We start from the raw sequence: 19,511 nt of genomic DNA on the forward strand, positions 1-19,511 counted from the left end.
GGTGCTTCGGCCGGCGAAGGCCGGAAGCGCAGGGAACCGTCGCTTGCAGGCCGGCATCATCTGAATATCCGCACACCTAGCCTTCCCAGGCGACAGGCATCATCCCCAGCCGCTCATAGAGCCGGACGGCGGCGGGATTCTCGACCGTGTTGGTCTTGAGGTCGACATGATCGGCGCCGCGTTCGCGAAAAACGGCGAAGACGTGCCACATCAGCGCTTCGGCAACACCCCTGCCGCGCGCCTCGGGATGAACGGCGAGGTCCTTGACGAAGCCGCGGGTCCAGCACAACGCCGCCGCCGCCAGCCGGCCCTTGACGTCGATGACGAGGAAGCACAGCGCCGGGTCGAATTCGGGATCGTCCGCGATACGCGGCCACCACTCGTCGAACGGACCATCGGCGTCGTCATCGAACACTTCAGTCAAAAGCGCATGCAGGGCGGGCGCGTCACCGGGCTCGAAGCTGCGCATGACAAAACCCTCCGGCCAGTGCGGCGGAACCAGCGTCTCGTCGAGGATTTTGCGCAGCCGGATGTCGTTCAAAGCCGGCGGGCGCGGTTCAGGCATCGCGCTCAGGCGTCGGGCTGCAGGCGGCGGCGCTGGCGGTCGCGGCCAAGGCCGGTCGCCTCGAGCAGGCCCTTGCGCTTGGCGTCGTAATAATAGCCGGTCTGGTAGAGCCAGTCGGCCTTCTTGGCGTTGCCGCCGGCCACCAGCCAGGCGCCGCGCAGATATTTCACCGCGTATTTCAGATTGGTATCGGCGTCGAACAGGCCCTTGGCCGGCCCGTCATAGCCCATGCCGCGCGCCGTCGCGTGCTTGATCTGCATCAGTCCCCAATGGCCGTTGTTGTAGGCTTTCGGGTTGAAGGTGCTCTCGCGGTTGACGACATGGCGCACCAGATCCACCGGCACCTGATAGATCGCCGCATATTTCTCGATCAGCCGCTCGACATCGCCACGCACGCCCGTCGTGTGTTCTTCTTGCACGGGCCCTGCCGGGAACTGGACCAGGGCCGCCGGGTTCTGCGGCACGACATAGGCGACCTGCTGGACGCCCGGCATGCGATCGCCCTTGGCGGTTGCCGGTATGACCAGCCCCGCGGTCGTATAGGTCTCGGCCGCCTTGACCGGCTCGCTCGCCTTTGCCGGCGGCGGCGCCTGCCAGGCATTGGCGGTCGTCACCGCGGGCACGGCTGGTGCCGCCGGTGTCGATCCGGCAAAAGCGGCGGTCGCGGCAGCCGGCTGTGCGGCGGGATCGAGCGGCAGTTCGGCCGTCTGAGCGGGGGCGATTCCCGATGATTCCGGCAGCACCGAAACCGTCTCCGGCAGAGGCACGGTGAAGCCGGCGTCAGTGCCGGCGACGGTCGCTGTTTCGGTGAGAGCAGGCGCGGACTTCATCTGCGAGGTCGACGTGCAGCCGCTGATGCCGGCGGCGGCCAGGATCACGCCGATCGCGATAAGGTTGAGTTTTGCTGGCAAGCCGCGCTCGGGTCCGGTTTGTCGGGTTGTTAAGAAATCCCTTACACCAGCGATTCAGGCCGGGCAATCGGGGCGATCAGGTGGTTTTCGGGTGGCGAGACGCAGGCGGTGGTGCCATATTGTTCCGGATATGTACTGGGACGAATCCCGGATTTCGCCACTTTGCGGGAAGGAGCGCATCATGGTCACGACAGCTTCGATCACGGCCGGCCACGCAGTGTTAGAAACAGTGATCGGTTTCATGGGCATTGCCTGGAGCGAAAAGGGCCTGATCCGGCTCTGCCTGCCCGAACGCGGCCGCGAAGCGGTGGAGCGGCGCCTGCTGCGCCATGGCGGCGTTTCCACCTCCACGGCGCAGCCGCCATGGGTGGTCGAGCTGATCGCAGCGATCAAGGCCTATGCGGCGGGCGAGGACATCGATTTCTCCGCCGTGCCGGTCGATCTCGACGGCGTCGACGATTTCCGCCTCGCCATTTACGACGCGGCGCGAAAACTCTCCTTCGGCGAAACCACCACCTATGGTGAGCTGGCCAAAACCGCCGGCCATGCCGGGCTCGCCCGCGAAACCGGGGCCGCCCTTGGCGCCAATCCGGTGCCGCTGGTCATCCCTTGCCATCGCATCCTTGCCGCCGGCGGCAAGATCGGCGGCTTCTCGGCGCCCGGCGGATCGATCACCAAGGAGAAGATGCTGGCCATGGAAGGCGTGCGCGTCGGCCCGCTGCCACCGGCGCAGGTGTCGTTCGGGTTTTGAACGGCGGCCGGTGCTGGCAGTAAGCCGGGATCAGTACATCGATCGCCTGTTGACCGGGTTGGCGGGCACCGGCTTCCAACGCGGAAAATATCCACGATGACCGTCTCTGGCGTGTCAGCCGTTTTCGGCTGAACGACCTGGGGCATGACAAGATCGCCTTGGGCGATCACCCGCTTGAAGTCGACCGCCTGTTTCGGCCAATGGGCAACTCCCATCTTTTCCAGAAGCTGCCTGACCGAGTCGCGACCGTCCGTCATCGTCGGGTTTAAGTTGCAGCATGGATGTCTCCCTGGTTGCGTCGGTGTCAGGTCAGTGCGCGCGCGACGAGGACCGTATCGACATACTGCCGCATGCGGATGATCTTGCCGTCCCGCAGTTCGTAGAGATGAGCGAAGGGGGCCGTCATGGATTTTCCCGTCGCCTTGTATGTACCGGAATACACGCCGAAGGCCGCCACCCGGTCGCCATCGGCAATGAAACTGTGCACGGCGGCGTGGTATCCGGTCCACTCCGAGCCGAGCCGCTTGAAAACACCCTGCATCAGGGCCTCGACGCCGGTATAGGTGCCGGCATAGGGAAACCCTTCCGCCTCGGTCCATTCGATGTCGGCGGAAAGAACGGCCAGCAGATTGCGGCCGTTCTCCTCGGAAGTTCCCTCGTAGGTTCTACGGATCAAATCGAGGTTCGTCGCCATCTCAGCCCCACTTCATCTCGCCCTTGGCGACCTTGGATCCGACATCGAGGGCGACGCCCATACCGAGGCCGGGGAAGCGGGCCTCCATGGCCGCCTTCAACGCGGCGCTGTCTGCCGCCTTGCCCAGTTCTTCCTCGAAGGTGATGAGATAGGACTTGGTGAACTCCACCGCCGAAGGACCGATCGCGGCATCGGGGGCCATGTGGCCAGGCACCACGACAGCGGGCTTGCGGGCGGCAATCGCGTCCAGCGTCTTGATCCAAGCGGCGCGGCTCTCCCTGGTCTGCGTGTCGGCGGTCCAGACATGAACGCCCGAGAAGATCATCACTCCGCCGAAAACGGCATTGAGCGACGGCACGAACAGATAGCGGCGGTTGGCCAATCCTTCTTCCGCATTGACGATCTCGACAGTCTCGCCATCGACGGTCAGCGTTGCGCCGTCGAATGCCTCGGGGAAGACGATGTCGGACAGCGCCTGCGGGCCATTTTCCTTCAATTGCGGACCCCAGACGGCGAGCTTCTTCTCCACATTGCCCTTGATGGCTTCCAGCGTGGCGGAGGCGGCGATCACTTTCGCCTCCGGGAAGGCGTCCCGCACCGGCTTCAGGCCGAAGTAGTAATCGGGATCGGACTGAGTGACGTAGATGGTGGTCAGCTTCTTGCCGCTGGCCTTGATGGCATCGGCGAGCGCTTTGCCGTCCGGATAGGTGAAGCCGCCATCGATCAACAGGGCTTCGCTCGGCCCCGACAGCAGCACCGGCGCACGGAAGAAGCCGTTTGGACCCGCCGGGAAGTGTTTCCAGCCAAGCTTGGCGCCGGCGGCTCGGCCGCTGTCGATGGGAGCGAAAGCGGCGGTTGCGCCGAGGGCCAATGAGGTCTTCATGATCTGTCTCCTCGTGAACATGGAATATCTCCGTTGAATGAAAGGGATCGGATGCGGCTGCGCACCCGCCGGCCGCAGGACGGACGGTGGAACGGCACGGTAGGCTCTTTGGATTAATCAATAAATTGGCTATAATAATACAAACTGTATGTTGAAAGCTTACAATGAGCCTTCGTGGTGGAATCGATAAACCTCAATCGCCTCGCCTATTTTGCCACGGTGGTCGACGCGGGTTCCTTCACCCGCGCGGCCGAGCGGCTCGGCATCACGAAAACAGTTGTCAGCCAACAGGTCGCGCGCCTTGAGGCTGAGCTGCGAACCACGCTTCTCGTGCGCACGACGCGAAGGGTCGAGCCGACGGAAGCAGGCCGTCTTCTGCATGCACGCTGCGTTCTGATCCTGCGGGATGTCGAAGAAGCGATCGCCGAGGTTGGCGAGGCCAACGCCGAGGTGGCCGGTGTGCTGCGTGTTTCCGCGTCCAATGATTATGGCGCGATCGTGCTGGCCCCGATCGCCGCCCGCTTTCGCCAGAAATTTCCTGCCTGCGGCGTCGAACTGCTCATTTCCGATGCCATAATTGACTTGATCGACAACAAGATAGACCTGTCCATCCGGGTAGGCTGGCTGGAGGACTCCAGCCAGCAGGCGCGCCGCATCGGCACCTTCCGGCAAATCCTGGTCGCGTCGCGGGATTTCGCCGCCGGGATCAGAGTAGACAAGCCAGAAGACCTTTCTTCCTTACCGCTCGTTGCCAATGCCGTGCTTCGCAAGCCGTTCACCTGGAACTTCACCCGAGGCGGTTTCGAGCCGCGCACCATCACCCTGCGCGAGGCATTCTCCATCAACTCGACGCCGGCTGTGCTGGAAGCGACGCTCGCCGGGGGCGGACTGGCAGTTCTGCCGGACTATCTGGTCGTCGACCACCTATCGCAAGGCCGCCTCGTCCACGTGCTCCCCGACTGGGTGCTGCCCTCCGGCGGCATTCACGTGGTCTATCCGGCAGCGCGCTTTCGCCCGCAAAAGGTGACGCAATTTGTGTCCATGCTCACAGAACACATCCGGGATTGAGAGCAATGGCTGCCGGTCGATAAGCGCTAGTTGTTGTGGAAGAACCGCCGGCGGAAATGCCGGTCATTGTCCGGCCGCTTACAGTTGTAGACCGGGCAGGACTTTGTGTCGGCGCTCGGCACGTAGGCCCGTGTCCTCACCTCGCCCATGCTGCAGAATCGCTGGCTCTGTACATAGCGGTCGTAGAGCGGCAGCCCAGGCACCCGCTTCGACTGATAGCGCAGGATGACGGCCCCTTGCCGGGCGATCGTCCCCTGAACCTTGCCGCAGCTCATACGCGTCGGGTCGTAGCGCGAGATCGCCTGCGCCTGAGCGGCGACAAGCGTGAGGCAGGCGGCAAGCAGAATGATTTTCATGGTCGTCTCCCCTGATCCGCCGCTCGAGAACAGCGTGATCTGCCGCAACGTTTTCAGCAGATTGGGGCAGCCGTTGGGCAGCGCTCGATCACGGCTTTCTCACGCAGTCTTGTATTTTATGCGAAACCAGCCTATATGCCTTCCATTGATATTTCGGCCGATCGATCCGGGCCTCGCGATCTTCGCGTTTGCTGACGTCTATCTCCAAAATCTCGATGCACACCGGCTGGACTTCGGTCCGGTCAATCTAAAGCAAATGTTGAAGGACTATCTAAAATGGCAACAGGAACGGTCAAGTGGTTCAACGCCACCAAGGGCTTCGGCTTCATTCAGCCTGACGCGGGCGGCGCGGACGTTTTCGTCCATATCTCCGCTGTCGAGCGTGCTGGACTGTCGACCCTGGTCGAAGGCCAGAAGATCAACTTCGAGATCGAGCAGGACCGCCGCACTGGCAAGTCGTCCGCGGGATCTCTGAGCAAGGCAGCCTGATTTTGCGAAGTGCGCGCGCCGGGCGAGAGCTCGGGGCGCGCGGCAAGTCACGGATGTACTGACAGTCGCGCGAGAAGCGCGCTGGAGCGGAAAGACCCGACAAGCTGGATCAGCAGATAGCTGCCAGCCCGGACCCGACGCTCCCGATCAGGCTACCAAGCATGGAAGGCGGGATTTATCCCGCCTTTTTGCTGTCTGGAGATCGGCGCCGCAGGCGATACGACCACCGGCGTTACTTACTCCACCCAATCGATCGGCACATGCCCCGGATCGGCCTCTACCCGGCCAAGCCAGGCCGCCACCGCCGGATAGGCGTCGAGCTGGAAACCACCCTGCTCCGCCGTATGCGTATAGGCATACAGCGCGATGTCGGCGACGCTGAGCGTGCTGCCGGAAAAGAAAGCATTGTTTTCCAGATGCCTGTTCATCACGCCGAGCGCCTTGTTGCCGCGCTCCAGCGTCACCGCCAGCCGCTCCGGGGTCGCATCCCCGGCACGTTCGGGGAAGGTCAGCAGCGCCTTGCGCACGGCAATGTAGGGCTCGTGGCTGTATTGTTCGAAGAACAGCCATTGATAGGCGAGCCCACGCTCATACCTGTCCGCCGGCAGGAAGCGTGTGCCTTCGGCGAGATAGAGCAGGATGGCGTTGGATTCGGCCAGCCGCCGGCCATCGTCGAACTCGAGCAGCGGCACCATGGCGTTCGGGTTCTTGGCGACAAAATCGGCTTTGCGTGTGTCGCCTGTGTGCGAACTCACTCCGACATTGGTAAAGGCAAGGCCAAGCTTGGCCATCAGCAGGCGCGGCTTGTAGCAATTGCCGCTGTCGATCATGCCGTAGAGTATCATGGCTGTTCTCCGGAGCACTGTCTCCGCGCGATTATCGCAGCGGCGGCGGCCTCAACCAATGATTTGTTTTGGTACGACGATCAGCGCCGCTGATGCAAAGCGTCCAAGGACGCTCACGGCACCAATTGTCGGCATGCCCTAGCCAAAGAGGGGCACGACCTTGCTGTCCCGGCCCAGCAGCGCATCGATGACCAGCGGCTTTTCCTCGAATACCGTGCCGGCAAGCGCGGGACGGGCGAGGAGAAAACCCTGCAGCAGGTCGACGCCGCCTTCGAGCGCGACGCGCAGATGGGTGGGCTGCTCGATGCCTTCGACCAGCACCTTGGCGCCGCGGTCATGCAGGCTGGAAACCAGCGGGCGGAAGAACCGTTCGGCGGCAGCGTGGCGGCAGAACTCCGCGAACCAGGTGCCGTCGATCTTGACGATGTCGGGCTTGAGCAGGCTCACCCGCTCCTCGGTCGAGTGCCCGGTGCCGAAATCGTCGATGGCGATGCGCATGCCGTCGCGCCGCATTTCGCGCACCAGCCGCGTGAGAAGCGCATCGTCGGCCGCCTGTTCGGTGATTTCGCAGACCAGCATGGCCGACGCCAGGCCGAACTCGCCGAGATGCCTGGTCATCAGGCGAATTTCGGCCAGTGCCCGCCCGGCATGGTCGTTGATCAACGGGTTGTAGTTGAAGAACAGGTCGAGGCCGTCGACGCCGATGTTGCGGAAATTCCTGAGATGCAGCGCCCGGCACATGGTTTCCACAAACAGCCGGTCCGAGACGGCAACGCTTTCAAAGAATACCTTCGGCGCGCCGGGGCGGCCGGCACGGTGCGGCTCGATCAGGGCTTCGGCCGCGACCGCGTGAAGGAACCGGCCGCGCGGCGCGAAAATCGGCTGGTAGGCGCTGCGCAGCCGGAACTCGCCATATATGCCGTATTCGATGCCGACTTCGTCGACCTGGATCGCATCGCCGACATTGCGCCGCCGATCATCTCTCATGTCGCCACACGGCGCCCGAAGGCCTTGACCGGCCGCGCCGAAGGCGTTGCCACGGCAGGAACCGTGTCGACGGCAGCAGCGACAGGCGCCTGCCTGGCCTTGTCGAAGACGCCAAAGCTGGTCGGCGCCAATTCGGGCCGCGCCAGCACGAAACCCTGCACCATCGACGCACCCGATTTCTCGGCGAGCTCCAGTTGCCAGCCCTCCTCGATGCCTTCGAACACCGTATGGATGCCTTGCTCCTCGAAGTTCTTCACCATGGCGGTCAGCAACGCAAAGCCGGCACCGGACTCCATCAGCTGCGTGATCCAGTAGGCATCGAACTTGACGATATCCGGCTTCAACTCCTTGACCCGATTGATGTCGGAATCGTCGGCGCCATAATCGTCTACGGCGATGCGAAAACCGTTGGCCCTCAGTGCCGCGACGAAGCCGTGCAAGGCTTCCTGCGACGCCGACCGCTGCTCGGTCACCTCGCAGACGACGCGACGCGGGTCGATGCCGGCCTCGTGCAGCACGAGCCGCATGTCGCGCAAGGCAGCGTCGGCAACAGTGCGTTCGGTGAACACCGACGGGTCGAAATTGACGAAGATCGACGCTTCCCGCGGCAGGCAGGCACCGGCGTTGAGAAGATGCAGCGTCCTGGTCAGCGCCTCGATATGCAGCCGGTCGGCGGCCGGACAGGTCGAGAAGAAATTCATCGGCGATTGTGGCTCGCCGTCGCGGAACGGTCGGATCAGCCCTTCGAACGCGACCACCGACAGCTTGCCTTCCTTGAAGGCGAAGATCGGCTGGAAGGCGCTTTGCAGCGTGTAGATGCCCCAGACACCGGTGGAGGTGCCGTCGTCCTGACGGATGATGTGGGCAAGCCCGACGCTGCGCGACACGGTTCCTCGCTCCGCAATTGGTCTGCGATCCTGCCACTCAAGCCTCTACCGCTCGTTAATGAATTTATTGTTGCCGACCGGGTCCCGATCACGGCTCCTTGAGACCTGGATCAGCCGACAATGCTTGCGTTGCGCGAAATCATGCGACATGAGAAGCGCCGCGGTCGCTCCTGGCCGCGCCGATCTTCCATGGAGACGTCAAGCTCATGGCCTTTCTTGCCGACACCCTTTCCCGCGTGAAGCCTTCCGCCACCATCGCGGTGACGCAGAAAGCGCGCGAGCTGAAAAATGCCGGCCGTGACATTATCGGGCTTGGCGCCGGCGAACCGGATTTCGACACGCCAGACAACATCAAGAATGCGGCGATTGAGGCAATCCACCGTGGCGAAACCAAGTATCCGCCGGTTTCGGGCATCGTGCCGCTGCGCGAGGCGATCGCAAAAAAGTTCAAGCGCGAGAACAATCTCGACTACAAGCCCGAGCAGACCATAGTCGGCACCGGCGGCAAGCAGATCCTGTTCAACGCCTTCATGGCGACGCTGAACCCCGGCGACGAGGTCATCATTCCTCGCCCCTACTGGGTCAGCTACCCCGAGATGGTGGCGATCTGCGGCGGCACCTCCGTGTTTGCCGACACCTCGATCGACGATGGCTTCAAGCTGACCGCTTCCGTGCTGGAAAAGGCGATCACGCCGAAGACCAAATGGCTGCTGATGAACTCGCCGTCGAACCCGTCCGGCGCTGCCTATACCGAGGCCGAACTGCGCGCACTGGCCGACGTGCTGTTGAGGCATCCGCATGTCTGGACGCTGACCGACGACATGTACGAGCACCTGACCTATGGCGATTTCGTCTTCAAAACCATCGCCGAGGTCGAGCCTAAGCTCTACGAGCGCACGCTGACCATGAACGGCGTGTCGAAAGCCTATGCAATGACCGGCTGGCGCATCGGTTATGCGGCGGGTCCGGTTCAACTGATCAAGGCGATGGACATGATCCAGGGTCAGCAGACATCGGGCGCCTGCACCATTGCGCAATGGGCATCCGTCGAGGCGCTGAATGGCCCGCAGGATTTCATCGCCAAAAACAAGGCGATCTTTCAAGGCAGGCGCGACCTTGTCGTGTCGATGCTCAACCAGGCACGCGGCATCACCTGTCCGTCGCCGGAAGGCGCCTTCTATGTCTATCCCTCCTGCGCCCAGCTGATCGGCAAGAAGACCAAAGCTGGCAGGCTGATCGACACCGACGAGACCTTCTGCTCGGAACTGCTCGAAGCCGAGGGCGTCGCGGTGGTGTTCGGCTCGGCCTTCGGCCTTGGGCCCAACTTCCGCATCTCCTACGCGACCTCGGAGAGGCTTCTGGAAGAAGCCTGCACACGCATCCAGCGTTTTACGGCTTCGCTGACCTGACCGACGCACTATGAACGCGAAAAACCCCGAAGGTTGTATCCAACTTTCGGGGGTCAGTTCATCACCGCCGTTTTTAATGGGTCGTCAGCCTCACGCCTCGTGCTTGGTCTCTTTGGCAGAGCGCGCCTCGGCCGGCGCCAACACGGCAACCAGCAGTGCGGCGGTGAGGAACGCGCCGATCGCTGCCGTCAGCATCGCGGCGTGGAAGCCGCCGGCATAGGCGGCAGCATAGAGTTCATGCACGCCGCTTTCGCCCATCGCCGCATCGGTTGCGAAATCATGCCGCGAAATTGCAGCACGAGCCACCGCTTCCGCGTCGGCGACACCGGCGTCGCCGAGATACCCGGTCAAAAGGTTGGTCGCCCGCATGCTCATCAAGGCGCCGAGCAAGGCGATGCCGATGGCAAGACCGCTCTGGCGGGTGGCATTGATGACCGCCGACACCATGCCCGAGCGTTCGCGCGGCGCATAGGACATGGCGGCAGCGCTGCCGGTCGGGATTGCAAGCGCATTGCCGAGGCCGCCAATGGCGAACAGAAGGCACAGCATCGCATAGGGCGTCGAAGGACCGGCCCAGCACATGCCGAGCATGGACAGGCCGATAGCAACATAGCCGATGGTCATCAGCGCGGAGTGACCATAGCGCGCGCTCAGCCTGCCGATCCATGGCGACACCACGATCTGAACGATGAAGGCCGGCGCCATGCGCAGGCCGGTCTGCGTCGGCGACCAGCCCTGCACCTGCTGCAGGAACATCGAGAAGAAGAAGACGCTGGAATAGGAGGTGAAGCCGAGCGCGAACGAAGCGACATTGGCGACGGCGAAGCGAACGTCACGGAACAGGCCAAGCGGCAGCATCGGCCGTGCCGTGCGCGCCTCGAAGCCGAGGAAAGCAGCCAGGCCGACGACGCCGGCGATGAGCGCCGCGACCGTCCTTGGCTCGCCCCAGCCATTCTCGCCGGCCGAGATCAGGCCAAAGGTCAGCGCCCCCAGCCACAGGATGCTGAGAGCCAGGCCGACGAGATCGAGATGGGCATGTTCGGGATGCGCCGTCTCGTTGATCGAAGCAGCACCGAGCGCGATCGTGATCAAGCCAAGCGGCAGGTTGATCAGGAAGATGCTTTGCCAGCCGACGGTCTCGACCAGGATGCCACCGAGGACGGGACCAACGAGCAGAGAGATGGCAGCGAACGACGCCCAGCCGCCAATGACGCCGGCGCGCTGGCGCGCATCGGGAAAGGCCTGCGTCAGGATCGACAGCGCGCCTGGAATGAGCAGCGAGCCGGCGATGCCCTGTACCACTCGGCCGGCCAGCAGCACCGGCAGATTGGGCGCGACGGCGCAGATCAGCGAGCCGGCCACGAAGATGCCGACGCCGGCCAGCCACGAGCGCTTGCGGCCATAGCGGTCGCCGATCAGGCCGGACGACAGCATGAAGGCGGACAGGCACAGCGTGTAGGCGTCGACCACCCATTGCAGGCCGCCGAAATCGGTTTGCAACGCCTGCTGGATGGTCGGCAGCGCGACATTGACGATGCTGACGTCGAGCAGAGCCACGAACGAACCAAGATAGACAGCGGCGACCAGGGGCAGACGGTGCTTTGACATGGCTACGTCCGGACGTGAGTTTCGCAATCATCACTGACCGACGGTCAGTTGAACGGGCGGCATGGCGCTGTCGATCCGGCGATTGAGCATGGCCTGCGCCACGATACGGGACTCGCCGCGAGTCGCCCTCTTCTAAAAATGTAGCGGCTGGAAGAGAAGCCGGCTTCCTGCGGACTGAGCATTCAGCCGCCATATTGTTCCGATGTCACCCCCTCCAGCCAATCGACATGGACATCGTCGAGCGCCTCCTGCATCGCGATATGCGTCATCGCCGATTTCGGCGCCGCGCCATGCCAGTGTTTTTCGCCAGGCGCGAACGAGATGACGTCGCCGGCCCTGATCTCCTGGACCGGGCCGCCCCACGTCTGGGCAAGCCCGGCGCCCACCGTCACGTAAAGCGTCTGGCCAAGCGGATGCGTATGCCAGTGGGTGCGCGCGCCCGGCTCGAAGCTGACCAGCGTGGCCCGCAGCCGCGCCGGCGCCTCTTTCTCGATGATCGGCGTCTGCAGCACCCGGCCGGTAAAGTATTTTTCCGGTGCGATGACGGTCGGCACGCTGCCGCAGGCAATGATCTTCATGGGTCGATGGTCCTTCAAACAGCGGGCGACGGATCGCCTGTTTTCAGTTTCGGCCGATATCGGTCGACGTGCAACAGCTTCCGGCTGCCAGCCCAGCATATGATCCGCACGGTCCACGGCCGAGCAAAGGGTTTCTATTTTTCTTGCCCTGCCGGCAAACAAGTGGGACGATGGCTTTGGGCAGGTGGCACTTGAAAAGAACCCGCCCGCGACGGTCGAACAGGCCGGCCGCCGCTCAGGACCGATTGACCAAGCCTGAACCATACATGCCAGTCGGTCCTACGGGAAACGCCTGAGTGGAGGTCAGTCATGGGTACTCGCGCCGGAGGACGACGCACGGGACCGAAATGCATTGCCATAGTCGGTCCCTTCGCAAGCGGTAAGACGACACTTCTCGAAGCCATATTGGCCCGTACGGGCTCAATTCCCCGACAAAATCCCGTTTCATCAGGTAACACCGTTTCAGATCATTCGCCCGAGGCGCGCGCCCACGCCATGAGCGTCGAGGCGACGGTCGCCACGACCGAGTTCATGGGCGAGCAGATCACCTTCGTCGACTGTCCCGGTTCCATCGAATTCTCCTTCGAGGCCGAGCCGGTGCTGGCCGCCTGCGACCTCGCGGTGGTCGTAGCCGAGGCCGACGAAAAGAAGATCCCTGCCCTGCAACTGATCATGCGCAAGCTCGACGATCTCGGCGTGCCGCGCATTCTGTTCCTCAACAAGGTCGACAAGGCAATCATCGGTGTGCGCGACACGCTGAAGATGCTGCAGCCGGCCAGTGCCGTGCCGTTGCTGCTGCGCCAGATTCCGCTGCGCAAGGACGGCGTCGTCATTGGTTCGATCGACCTGGCGCTGGAGCGCGCCTACATCTATCGCGAATATGCCGAAAGCGAGGTGGCGCAGATTCCCGGCGACGACAAGGCGCGCGAGCTCGAAGCGCGTTTCTCGATGCTGGAAACGCTGGCCGACCATGATGACCAGTTGATGGAACAGCTGCTCGAGGAGATCGAGCCGCCCAAGGACGCGATCTTCGACGACCTCGCCGCCGACCTGCGCGACGGTGCGGTGATCCCGGTGCTGATCGGCACCGCCGAGAAAGGCAACGGCGTGCTGCGCCTCCTGAAGGCGATTCGCCACGACGCGCCCGACATCGAGGCGACCCGCAAACGGCTCGGTGCACCCGACGGCGCGGCTACCCTGGTCCAGGTGATGAAGACCATCCACACCTCGCATGGCGGCAAGCTGTCGGTGTCGCGCATCCTCTCCGGTCAGGTCGTCGACGGTTCCGAACTCTGGCTGCCCGGCGGCGACACCGCCAAGGTTTCCGGCATCTACCGGATGCTCGGCAAGGACCAGTCCAAGCTCTCCATCGCCAAGGCCGGCGACACGGTGGCACTGGGCAAGCTGGACGAGGTCAAGACCGGCCAGACGCTGAGCTCGGCCAAGGGCGGCACCAAGCCGCTCGTCCAGTTCGAGCCGCCGCAGCCGGTCTTCGCCTTCGCGCTCCGCCCCAAGGAGCGCAAGGACGAAGTGAAGATGTCGGCTGCCATCCAGCGGCTGGCCGAGGAGGACCCCTCGCTCAGCCTGCGCCACAATCAGGACTCGGCCGAAACCGTGCTGTCGGGCCATGGCGAGATGCATCTGCGCGTGGTGCGCGAGCGGCTGGAAGGCAAGAACCAGATACCGGTCGAAGGCCATCCGCCGGCGGTGCCCTATCGCGAGACGATCCGCAAATCGGCGCAGCAGCGCGGCCGTCACAAGAAACAGTCCGGCGGCCATGGCCAGTTCGGCGACGTGGTGATCGAGATCAAGCCGCTGCCGCGCGGTTCCGGCTTCCAGTTCACCGATACAATTACCGGCGGCGTCGTGCCCAAGACCTACATCCAGTCGGTCGAGACCGGGGTGCGCGATTATCTGAAATTCGGGCCGCTGGGCTTTCCGGTCGTGGATGTCGCAGTCAACCTGTCGGACGGCTCCTATCATGCGGTCGATTCCTCCGACATGGCCTTCCAGATGGCGGCCAGGCTGGCGATGAAGGAAGGCATGGCCGCGTGCTTGCCGGTGCTCCTGGAGCCCGTGATGAAGGTCGAGATCGTCACCCCCTCCGACGCCACCTCGAAGATCATCGCTCTCATCCCGCAGCGGCGCGGTCAGATCCTCGGCTACGACGCGCGGCCCGACTGGCCGGGATGGGATGTCGTCGAGGCAACCATGCCGCAAGCCGAGATCGGCGACCTGATCATCGAGTTGCGCTCCGCGACCGCGGGCGTTGCCAGCTATCGTGCCGTCTTCGACCACATGGCCGAACTCACCGGCCGTCTGGCCGACGAGGCGATGAACACCAACGGCAAGGCTGCCTGATGGCGTGGCGTTCCTCTCGAACCTGATTCGGGGGAACAAGAGAAAACGACGTCCGGCGGGGCCGGACGTCGTTTTGTTCGCGGACCGTTTCCTTGGGAGGTAAAACGTCAGGTCCGCCGCATTTGGTACCGCCGTGTTCGGCGGAAAAACGGTTCGGACGCGGTAGCCGCCTGAGCCCGGGCCGTACGAGTGATGCCCCCATCTCCCGTCCGAACCACACCGCGTCCTATGATCTACATAGCAGGTCGCGAGCGTCCGGGATATGTTACCAGAGGTTACATGTCACCGTTACGTGGCAATTGTGATGGAATTTTTGGCCGGCCCAGCAGGGCACAGGCAACAAAAAAGCCGGATCAATGAAGATCCGGCTGAGTTTGATTGGAGTGCCTGTTAAGGCTAACCTCCAGAGGGGAACACTCGAGGGCGCTAATGGGAGGAGAACGCGCCCAGGAGATGATCTATATATGTGCTCATCATGCCCAAGAAACAAGCATCTATTTTGCAACACACACATGCAAAAAGACGCAGGCTGTGGTCTAACCCATTCCAGAAGCCAATAGGACCAGCAAAATCGTCGAAATGGAGCGCTGAATCGGGCAATTGCAACTACAGAATCGCCAATCTCGGCTGGCTGTCGGCTCGAAATGCCAAAACTGGGCAATGATGTGGAAGCGGGCAGCAGGCGTGCATTTCTAAGGCAATCGGGGAGGAAGCAGCCAATGCGGACGTTTTCGGCGATCGCGGGCAGTGCGGCCTTCTTCATCGCGGCGCCCTGCGTGGTTGCCGGGCTGGTGCCTTGGCTGTTGACCGATCGCTGGGGCTTGCCGTGGTCTGGTCTGCCGGGCTTTGTCCCTGTCGGCGGGCTTCTGATCGTCGCCGCGGTCGCGGCACTCCTGCATGCCTTCGGCCGTTTTGCGCTTGAGGGCCTGGGCACACCCGCACCGGTCGCCCCGACCGAGAGGCTGGTGATCGGTGGCATCTACCGCCATGTCCGCAACCCGATGTATGTCGCCGTGCTGTCGATCATCCTCGGCCAGGCGCTGCTGTTCTCGAGCTGGGCGCTTGTCGCCTATGCAGTCATCGGCGCGATCGTCATGGGCTCTTTCGTGCGGTTCTACGAGGAGCCGACCTTGGCTCACCGCTACGGCGCCGAATACGACACCTACCGCCGCAACGTCCCGGGCTGGCTGCCTCGACTGTCGCCCTGGCGTGGTTGAGCCACCATCGCAGGGCGCGTTGAGATTCAGGTCAGGCCGAGTCGAGAATGGTGGCTGCCGAGAACCGGAGCGGAGCGTACTTAAGTACGTGAGCACAGTTCTACCGCGATGCGGTAGACGGGGAAGCGCAGGAAGCGGCCATTCGCGGGCCGGCCTCACTTGAATATCGGCATGCCCTCAGAAGGACCAGCTTCGGGCCTTGGCGATGATGAAGTCCCGGAACACATGCAGCTTGGCCTGGTTCTTCATCGCGTCGGGATAGGCGAAATAGGTGTCGAAAGACGGCACCTCGGTCTCCGGCAGCAGCTGCACCAGATCGGAGTCCTTGCTGATCACATAGTCGGGCAGCATGGCGATGCCGGCACCGCCCTGCACCGCACGCTTGATCGACAATATGTCGTTGATCTGCAGCGTCGGCACCCTTTGTCCGCCTTCGAAATCACCGACCGTTTCCAGCCAGTTCAGCTCCGACAGATGCGACGGCACCGGCACGCCGAAGGTGACGATGCGATGGGCCTTCAGCTCGGCGACGGAAGACGGCTTACCATGCTTGGCGACATAGGATGGGGCCGCGTAGAGGTGGAAATGCACGGTGAACAGGCGGCGCTGGATCAGGTCCGGCTGCTGCGGCTGGCGCAGCCGGATGGCGCAATCGGCCTGGCGCATGGTGAGATCGAGTTCCTCGTTGGCGAGGATCAGCTGCAGGCTGATTTCGGGATAGAGTTCGATGAATTCCTGTACCCGCTCGGTCAGCCAGCCGGCGCCCAGCCCCACCGTCGTCGTCACCCGCAGCACGCCCGACGGGCGATCCTTGGTCTCGGTCAGCCGGGACTTGATGGTCTCCAGCTTCATCAGCACGTCATGCGCCGTGCGAAACAGCATCTCACCCTGCTCGGTCAGCACCAGCCCGCGGGCGTGGCGGTTGAACAGCGGCACGCCGACATCATGCTCGAGCGCGCTGACCTGCCGCGAGATCGCCGATTGCGACAGATGCAATGTCTCGGCCGCATGGGTAAACGACCCCGCCTCCGCCGCAGCGTGAAACACGCGTAGCTTGTCCCAGTCCAACGCCATGATTCCCCTCGTTCTGTTTTGGCGTCTGAATGAAAAATCAGGCTTTTACACGGCGTTTCTAAGCCGCTCTCTGAACTCTCTACTCGGCCGCTTCGCGATGCACTTCGATGCCGGCCAGATACTTCTCCGCCTCGAGCGCGGCCATGCAGCCGAGCCCCGCTGCCGTCACCGCCTGGCGGTAGATATCGTCGGTCACATCGCCGGCCGCGAACACGCCCGGCACATCGGTGCGGGTCGAATCCGGCGCCGTCCACAGATAGCCGTTCGGCTTCTGCTTGAGCTTGCCGGCGAACAGTTCAACCGCCGGCGCATGGCCGATGGCCACGAACACGCCGTCGACCTTGAGGTGCGACACCTCGCCGGTCACCGCATGCTTGAGCTTCAGCCCCTCGACCGAGGGCGGCAGCGGCGTCTTGCCGGGTCGACCGGTGATCTCATCGACGATCGTGTCCCAGATGATGCGGACATTGTCCTTCTTCAGAAGCCGCTCGCGCAGGATACGTTCAGCGCGAAAATCGCTTCGCCTGTGGATGACCGTCACGCTCTTGGCGAGATTGGACAGATAGAGCGCCTCTTCCACCGCGGAATTGCCGCCACCGATCACCGCGACATCCTTGCCCCTGTAGAAGAAACCATCGCAGGTGGCGCAGGCCGAGACTCCAAAACCCATGAAGTCCTGCTCGGTCGGGATGCCCAGCCATTTCGCTTGCGCACCGGTGGCGATGATCAGCGCGTCGGCGGTATAGGTGGTGCCGGAATCGCCCTTGGCACGGAACGGTCGCACGTTGAGGTCGACCTCGGTGATGATGTCGTTGATGATGTCGGTGCCGACATGCTCGGCCTGTTTCAGCATCTGCTCCATCAGCCACGGACCCTGGATCGGGTCGGCGAAGCCGGGATAGTTCTCGACATCGGTGGTGATCATCAACTGCCCGCCCTGCTGCAGGCCGGCGACCAGCATCGGCTTCAGCATGGCGCGGGCGGCATAGACCGCCGCCGTATAGCCGGCCGGACCGGAACCGATGATGAGAACGGGCGCGTGCTTGGTGGTCATCTAAAGCCTCTGCGGAGGGCTGCCGGCAATTGCGGCATGGAAAACTCGATCATTGTCGCGCGTAATGTAAGTGTTGCCCACGACGCCAGCAAGGCAAGTTGGAGTTCGTCCCCGGAAAGCTTTGTCACACCTGTCGCCCGCTGATCCCGTGAAATATTCCGGGCGAAGGAGGAATGGACAGCGAAGTCGTTTAATTACAAAATCACGCAAGATTCTTGCGTATTGCCCCTGATGATCGAGAACCCCCATGCCGCTCAAGGCCGACCTCGACGCCATCGACTGGAAGATCCTGCGCGAATTGCAGGGCGACGGCCGCATGACCAATGTCGAACTGTCGAACCGCGTCGGCATTTCGGCTCCGCCATGCCTGCGCCGCGTCAAGCGCCTGGAGGAAGCGGGCATCATCCGTGGCTACCGCGCCTTGCTCAATACGCCAGCGCTCGGCCTCGATGTCGTTGCCTTCTGCCTGGTCGGCCTGCATCATCAGGCCGATGCCGAGCTGCGCATCTTTGCCGAGCGCACCCGCGGCTGGCCGATCGTACGCGACGCCTGGATGGTGTCGGGCGAATCCGATTTCCTGCTCCATTGCGTGGCGAGCGACCTTGGCGCCTTCCAGACCTTCGTCATCGAGGAACTGACCTCGACCCCGAATGTCGACACGGTGCGAACAGCGCTCACCATCCGCCGGGTCAAGGACGAAGGGCTGGTCTCGTTCGCACAGCCTTGACCCGGTTGAACCGCAGCGGGCTTCGCCGATGCGGCTTGAACGCCTCGCCATATCAGCGCCGCTTTGGCGTTCGATAGCTCTCCTGTGAAGCCGGAATTTCTGCCGTAGCCGTCTTGTTGGTTTCCTAGAGCAATTCCAGAAAAAGTATGTAACGGTTTTCCCGGGAAAAGCGCATAGCGCTTTCGGGATTGCGTAAACAGGTGGCGCAGGGCAGCCCAATTCCGAGAACAGTGTGCCGTGGGGTGGGACGATGACTCGATTTTCTAGCCCGGTTTCGGCGCTGGTCATCTGCATGAACGAGGCCGATATGATCGGCGAGTGCCTGGAAAGCGTCGATTTCTGCGCCGAGATCATCGTCGTCGATTCGGGCTCGACGGACAGCACTCTGGACGTCGTCAATGGGTACATCGCCAAAGGCTACCCGATAAGGCTGTTTCACAACGATTGGCCGGGCTTTCCTCGTCAGCGGCAATTCGCGCTCGATCAGGCCACGCAACCATGGTGCCTTTCGATTGAAGCCGACGAGGCCATCGACGACGTGCTCAGGCAGTCAATCATGAATGTGACCCAGCTTGGGAATGACGCCTTCGACGGATGGTACATCAGACGCCGCGACAAGCTGAAGGGCTATGGCTATGCGCACCGCTGGGTGCTTCACAACAGGCTGCTGCGTCTTTTCCGCCGCGACAAGGCCACGATGGACCTTAATCTGCGGGTCCATGAGTCGTTCGAGGTGCCAGGCGAAACCGGCACGATAGAAAATGGCGTGCTGCTGCATCGCCGCGAAATGACCATTGCCGAGGATCTGGCAAGAGCCAACACCTACTCCAGCCTCAAGGTTGCCACGCTGGTCGAACGAGCCAAGAAGCCCGGCCTGATAAGACTGGTGCTGTCGCCTCTCGGCAACTTCCTGAAGTTCTACCTGGCCAAGCGCTACTTCCTGTGCGGCCGGCACGGATTCGTCTATTCGATGCTGGTGATGCTGTATTCGTTCGCGACAGAGGCCAAGCTTTATGAAGCCTGGCGAGACAAAGATCGGATGTAAGC

General features: G+C 62.8%; 20 protein-coding genes. 8 read left to right on the plus strand and 12 right to left on the minus strand.

Annotation, left to right across the window (positions count from 1 at the left end; genetic code table 11):
* Window positions 1-76: 76 nt before the first annotated feature.
* Both NKI21_RS06330 and NKI21_RS06335 read right to left on the minus strand, forming a co-directional pair.
* Window positions 77-565, minus strand: a complete 489-nt coding sequence (locus NKI21_RS06330) for a GNAT family N-acetyltransferase (RefSeq protein WP_352775380.1) — start codon at window positions 563-565, stop codon at window positions 77-79.
* 5 nt (window positions 566-570) lie between these two features.
* A complete protein-coding gene (locus tag NKI21_RS06335) occupies window positions 571-1,476 on the minus strand; it encodes a transglycosylase SLT domain-containing protein (RefSeq protein WP_352864976.1) in 906 nt (301 codons plus the stop codon).
* A gap of 181 nt (window positions 1,477-1,657) precedes the next feature.
* Here NKI21_RS06335 and NKI21_RS06340 point away from each other — a divergent pair, with 181 nt between their 5' ends.
* Window positions 1,658-2,227, plus strand: coding sequence for a methylated-DNA--[protein]-cysteine S-methyltransferase (locus NKI21_RS06340; RefSeq protein ID WP_352864979.1), 570 nt, complete (start codon window positions 1,658-1,660; stop codon window positions 2,225-2,227).
* A 304-nt stretch (window positions 2,228-2,531) separates the two neighbouring features.
* Here NKI21_RS06340 and NKI21_RS06345 read toward each other — a convergent pair whose 3' ends face one another.
* Both NKI21_RS06345 and NKI21_RS06350 read right to left on the minus strand, forming a co-directional pair.
* Window positions 2,532-2,921, minus strand: a complete 390-nt coding sequence (locus tag NKI21_RS06345; RefSeq protein WP_352721595.1) for a nuclear transport factor 2 family protein — start codon at window positions 2,919-2,921, stop codon at window positions 2,532-2,534.
* Between the two features lies 1 nt (window position 2,922).
* A complete protein-coding gene (locus NKI21_RS06350) occupies window positions 2,923-3,825 on the minus strand; it encodes an MBL fold metallo-hydrolase (RefSeq protein WP_023809722.1) in 903 nt (300 codons plus the stop codon).
* Between the two features lie 156 nt (window positions 3,826-3,981).
* On the opposite strand from NKI21_RS06350, the gene NKI21_RS06355 reads away from it, so the two are divergent.
* Window positions 3,982-4,872 carry a LysR family transcriptional regulator gene (locus NKI21_RS06355; protein ID WP_164892914.1) on the plus strand — a complete coding sequence of 297 codons (891 nt, stop codon included), beginning with the start codon at window positions 3,982-3,984 and terminating at the stop codon, window positions 4,870-4,872.
* Window positions 4,873-4,898: 26 nt separating this feature from the next.
* Here the strand turns inward: NKI21_RS06355 and NKI21_RS06360 are convergent, their stop codons facing one another.
* On the minus strand, window positions 4,899-5,228 hold the full coding sequence (locus NKI21_RS06360; RefSeq protein WP_023809723.1) for a hypothetical protein: 330 nt from the start codon (window positions 5,226-5,228) through the stop codon (window positions 4,899-4,901).
* 276 nt (window positions 5,229-5,504) lie between these two features.
* Between NKI21_RS06360 and NKI21_RS06365 the strand changes: the two genes are divergently transcribed.
* Complete coding sequence (locus NKI21_RS06365; RefSeq protein WP_010910991.1) at window positions 5,505-5,717, plus strand: cold-shock protein; 213 nt, start codon at window positions 5,505-5,507, stop codon at window positions 5,715-5,717.
* 236 nt (window positions 5,718-5,953) lie between these two features.
* Here the strand turns inward: NKI21_RS06365 and NKI21_RS06370 are convergent, their stop codons facing one another.
* The 3 genes from NKI21_RS06370 to NKI21_RS06380 all read right to left on the minus strand — a co-directional run bounded on the left by NKI21_RS06370 (window position 5,954) and on the right by NKI21_RS06380 (window position 8,436).
* Window positions 5,954-6,562: a glutathione S-transferase family protein gene (locus tag NKI21_RS06370; RefSeq protein ID WP_128303818.1), complete on the minus strand. Its 609-nt coding sequence runs from the start codon at window positions 6,560-6,562 to the stop codon at window positions 5,954-5,956.
* Between the two features lie 138 nt (window positions 6,563-6,700).
* Complete coding sequence (locus NKI21_RS06375; protein WP_128303817.1) at window positions 6,701-7,549, minus strand: EAL domain-containing protein; 849 nt, start codon at window positions 7,547-7,549, stop codon at window positions 6,701-6,703.
* Window positions 7,546-8,436 (minus strand): EAL domain-containing protein, encoded by an 891-nt coding sequence (locus NKI21_RS06380; RefSeq protein ID WP_352440418.1) that lies wholly within the window; start codon window positions 8,434-8,436, stop codon window positions 7,546-7,548. The genes NKI21_RS06375 and NKI21_RS06380 overlap by 4 nt, the downstream gene beginning before the upstream one ends.
* Before the next feature lie 206 nt (window positions 8,437-8,642).
* On the opposite strand from NKI21_RS06380, the gene NKI21_RS06385 reads away from it, so the two are divergent.
* A complete protein-coding gene (locus tag NKI21_RS06385) occupies window positions 8,643-9,845 on the plus strand; it encodes a pyridoxal phosphate-dependent aminotransferase (protein ID WP_128303815.1) in 1,203 nt (400 codons plus the stop codon).
* 90 nt (window positions 9,846-9,935) lie between these two features.
* Here the strand turns inward: NKI21_RS06385 and NKI21_RS06390 are convergent, their stop codons facing one another.
* Both NKI21_RS06390 and NKI21_RS06395 read right to left on the minus strand, forming a co-directional pair.
* The gene (locus NKI21_RS06390) at window positions 9,936-11,453 is read right to left on the minus strand and encodes an MFS transporter (RefSeq protein ID WP_352629971.1); all 1,518 of its coding nucleotides are present in this window, start codon (window positions 11,451-11,453) and stop codon (window positions 9,936-9,938) included.
* 182 nt (window positions 11,454-11,635) lie between these two features.
* Entirely contained in the window at window positions 11,636-12,031 is a 396-nt protein-coding gene (locus tag NKI21_RS06395) for a (R)-mandelonitrile lyase (protein ID WP_128303813.1), read from the minus strand.
* Window positions 12,032-12,340: 309 nt separating this feature from the next.
* On the opposite strand from NKI21_RS06395, the gene NKI21_RS06400 reads away from it, so the two are divergent.
* Complete coding sequence (locus NKI21_RS06400) at window positions 12,341-14,392, plus strand: elongation factor G (protein ID WP_352610420.1); 2,052 nt, start codon at window positions 12,341-12,343, stop codon at window positions 14,390-14,392.
* Between the two features lie 719 nt (window positions 14,393-15,111).
* On the plus strand, window positions 15,112-15,609 hold the full coding sequence (locus NKI21_RS06405) for a methyltransferase family protein (protein ID WP_023809732.1): 498 nt from the start codon (window positions 15,112-15,114) through the stop codon (window positions 15,607-15,609).
* Window positions 15,610-15,786: 177 nt separating this feature from the next.
* Here NKI21_RS06405 and NKI21_RS06410 read toward each other — a convergent pair whose 3' ends face one another.
* Window positions 15,787-16,683 carry a LysR family transcriptional regulator gene (locus NKI21_RS06410; protein WP_023809733.1) on the minus strand — a complete coding sequence of 299 codons (897 nt, stop codon included), beginning with the start codon at window positions 16,681-16,683 and terminating at the stop codon, window positions 15,787-15,789.
* A 79-nt stretch (window positions 16,684-16,762) separates the two neighbouring features.
* Complete coding sequence (trxB, locus tag NKI21_RS06415; protein ID WP_128303811.1) at window positions 16,763-17,737, minus strand: thioredoxin-disulfide reductase; 975 nt, start codon at window positions 17,735-17,737, stop codon at window positions 16,763-16,765.
* Between the two features lie 247 nt (window positions 17,738-17,984).
* Here trxB and NKI21_RS06420 point away from each other — a divergent pair, with 247 nt between their 5' ends.
* Window positions 17,985-18,464 carry an Lrp/AsnC family transcriptional regulator gene (locus tag NKI21_RS06420; protein WP_352864984.1) on the plus strand — a complete coding sequence of 160 codons (480 nt, stop codon included), beginning with the start codon at window positions 17,985-17,987 and terminating at the stop codon, window positions 18,462-18,464.
* Window positions 18,465-18,714: 250 nt separating this feature from the next.
* Window positions 18,715-19,509, plus strand: a complete 795-nt coding sequence (locus NKI21_RS06425) for a glycosyltransferase family 2 protein (protein ID WP_127318541.1) — start codon at window positions 18,715-18,717, stop codon at window positions 19,507-19,509.
* Window positions 19,510-19,511: the final 2 nt, after the last annotated feature.

The sequence above is a fragment of the Mesorhizobium sp. M0715 genome, from assembly GCF_040320355.1.
Taxonomy (GTDB): Bacteria; Pseudomonadota; Alphaproteobacteria; order Rhizobiales; family Rhizobiaceae; genus Mesorhizobium.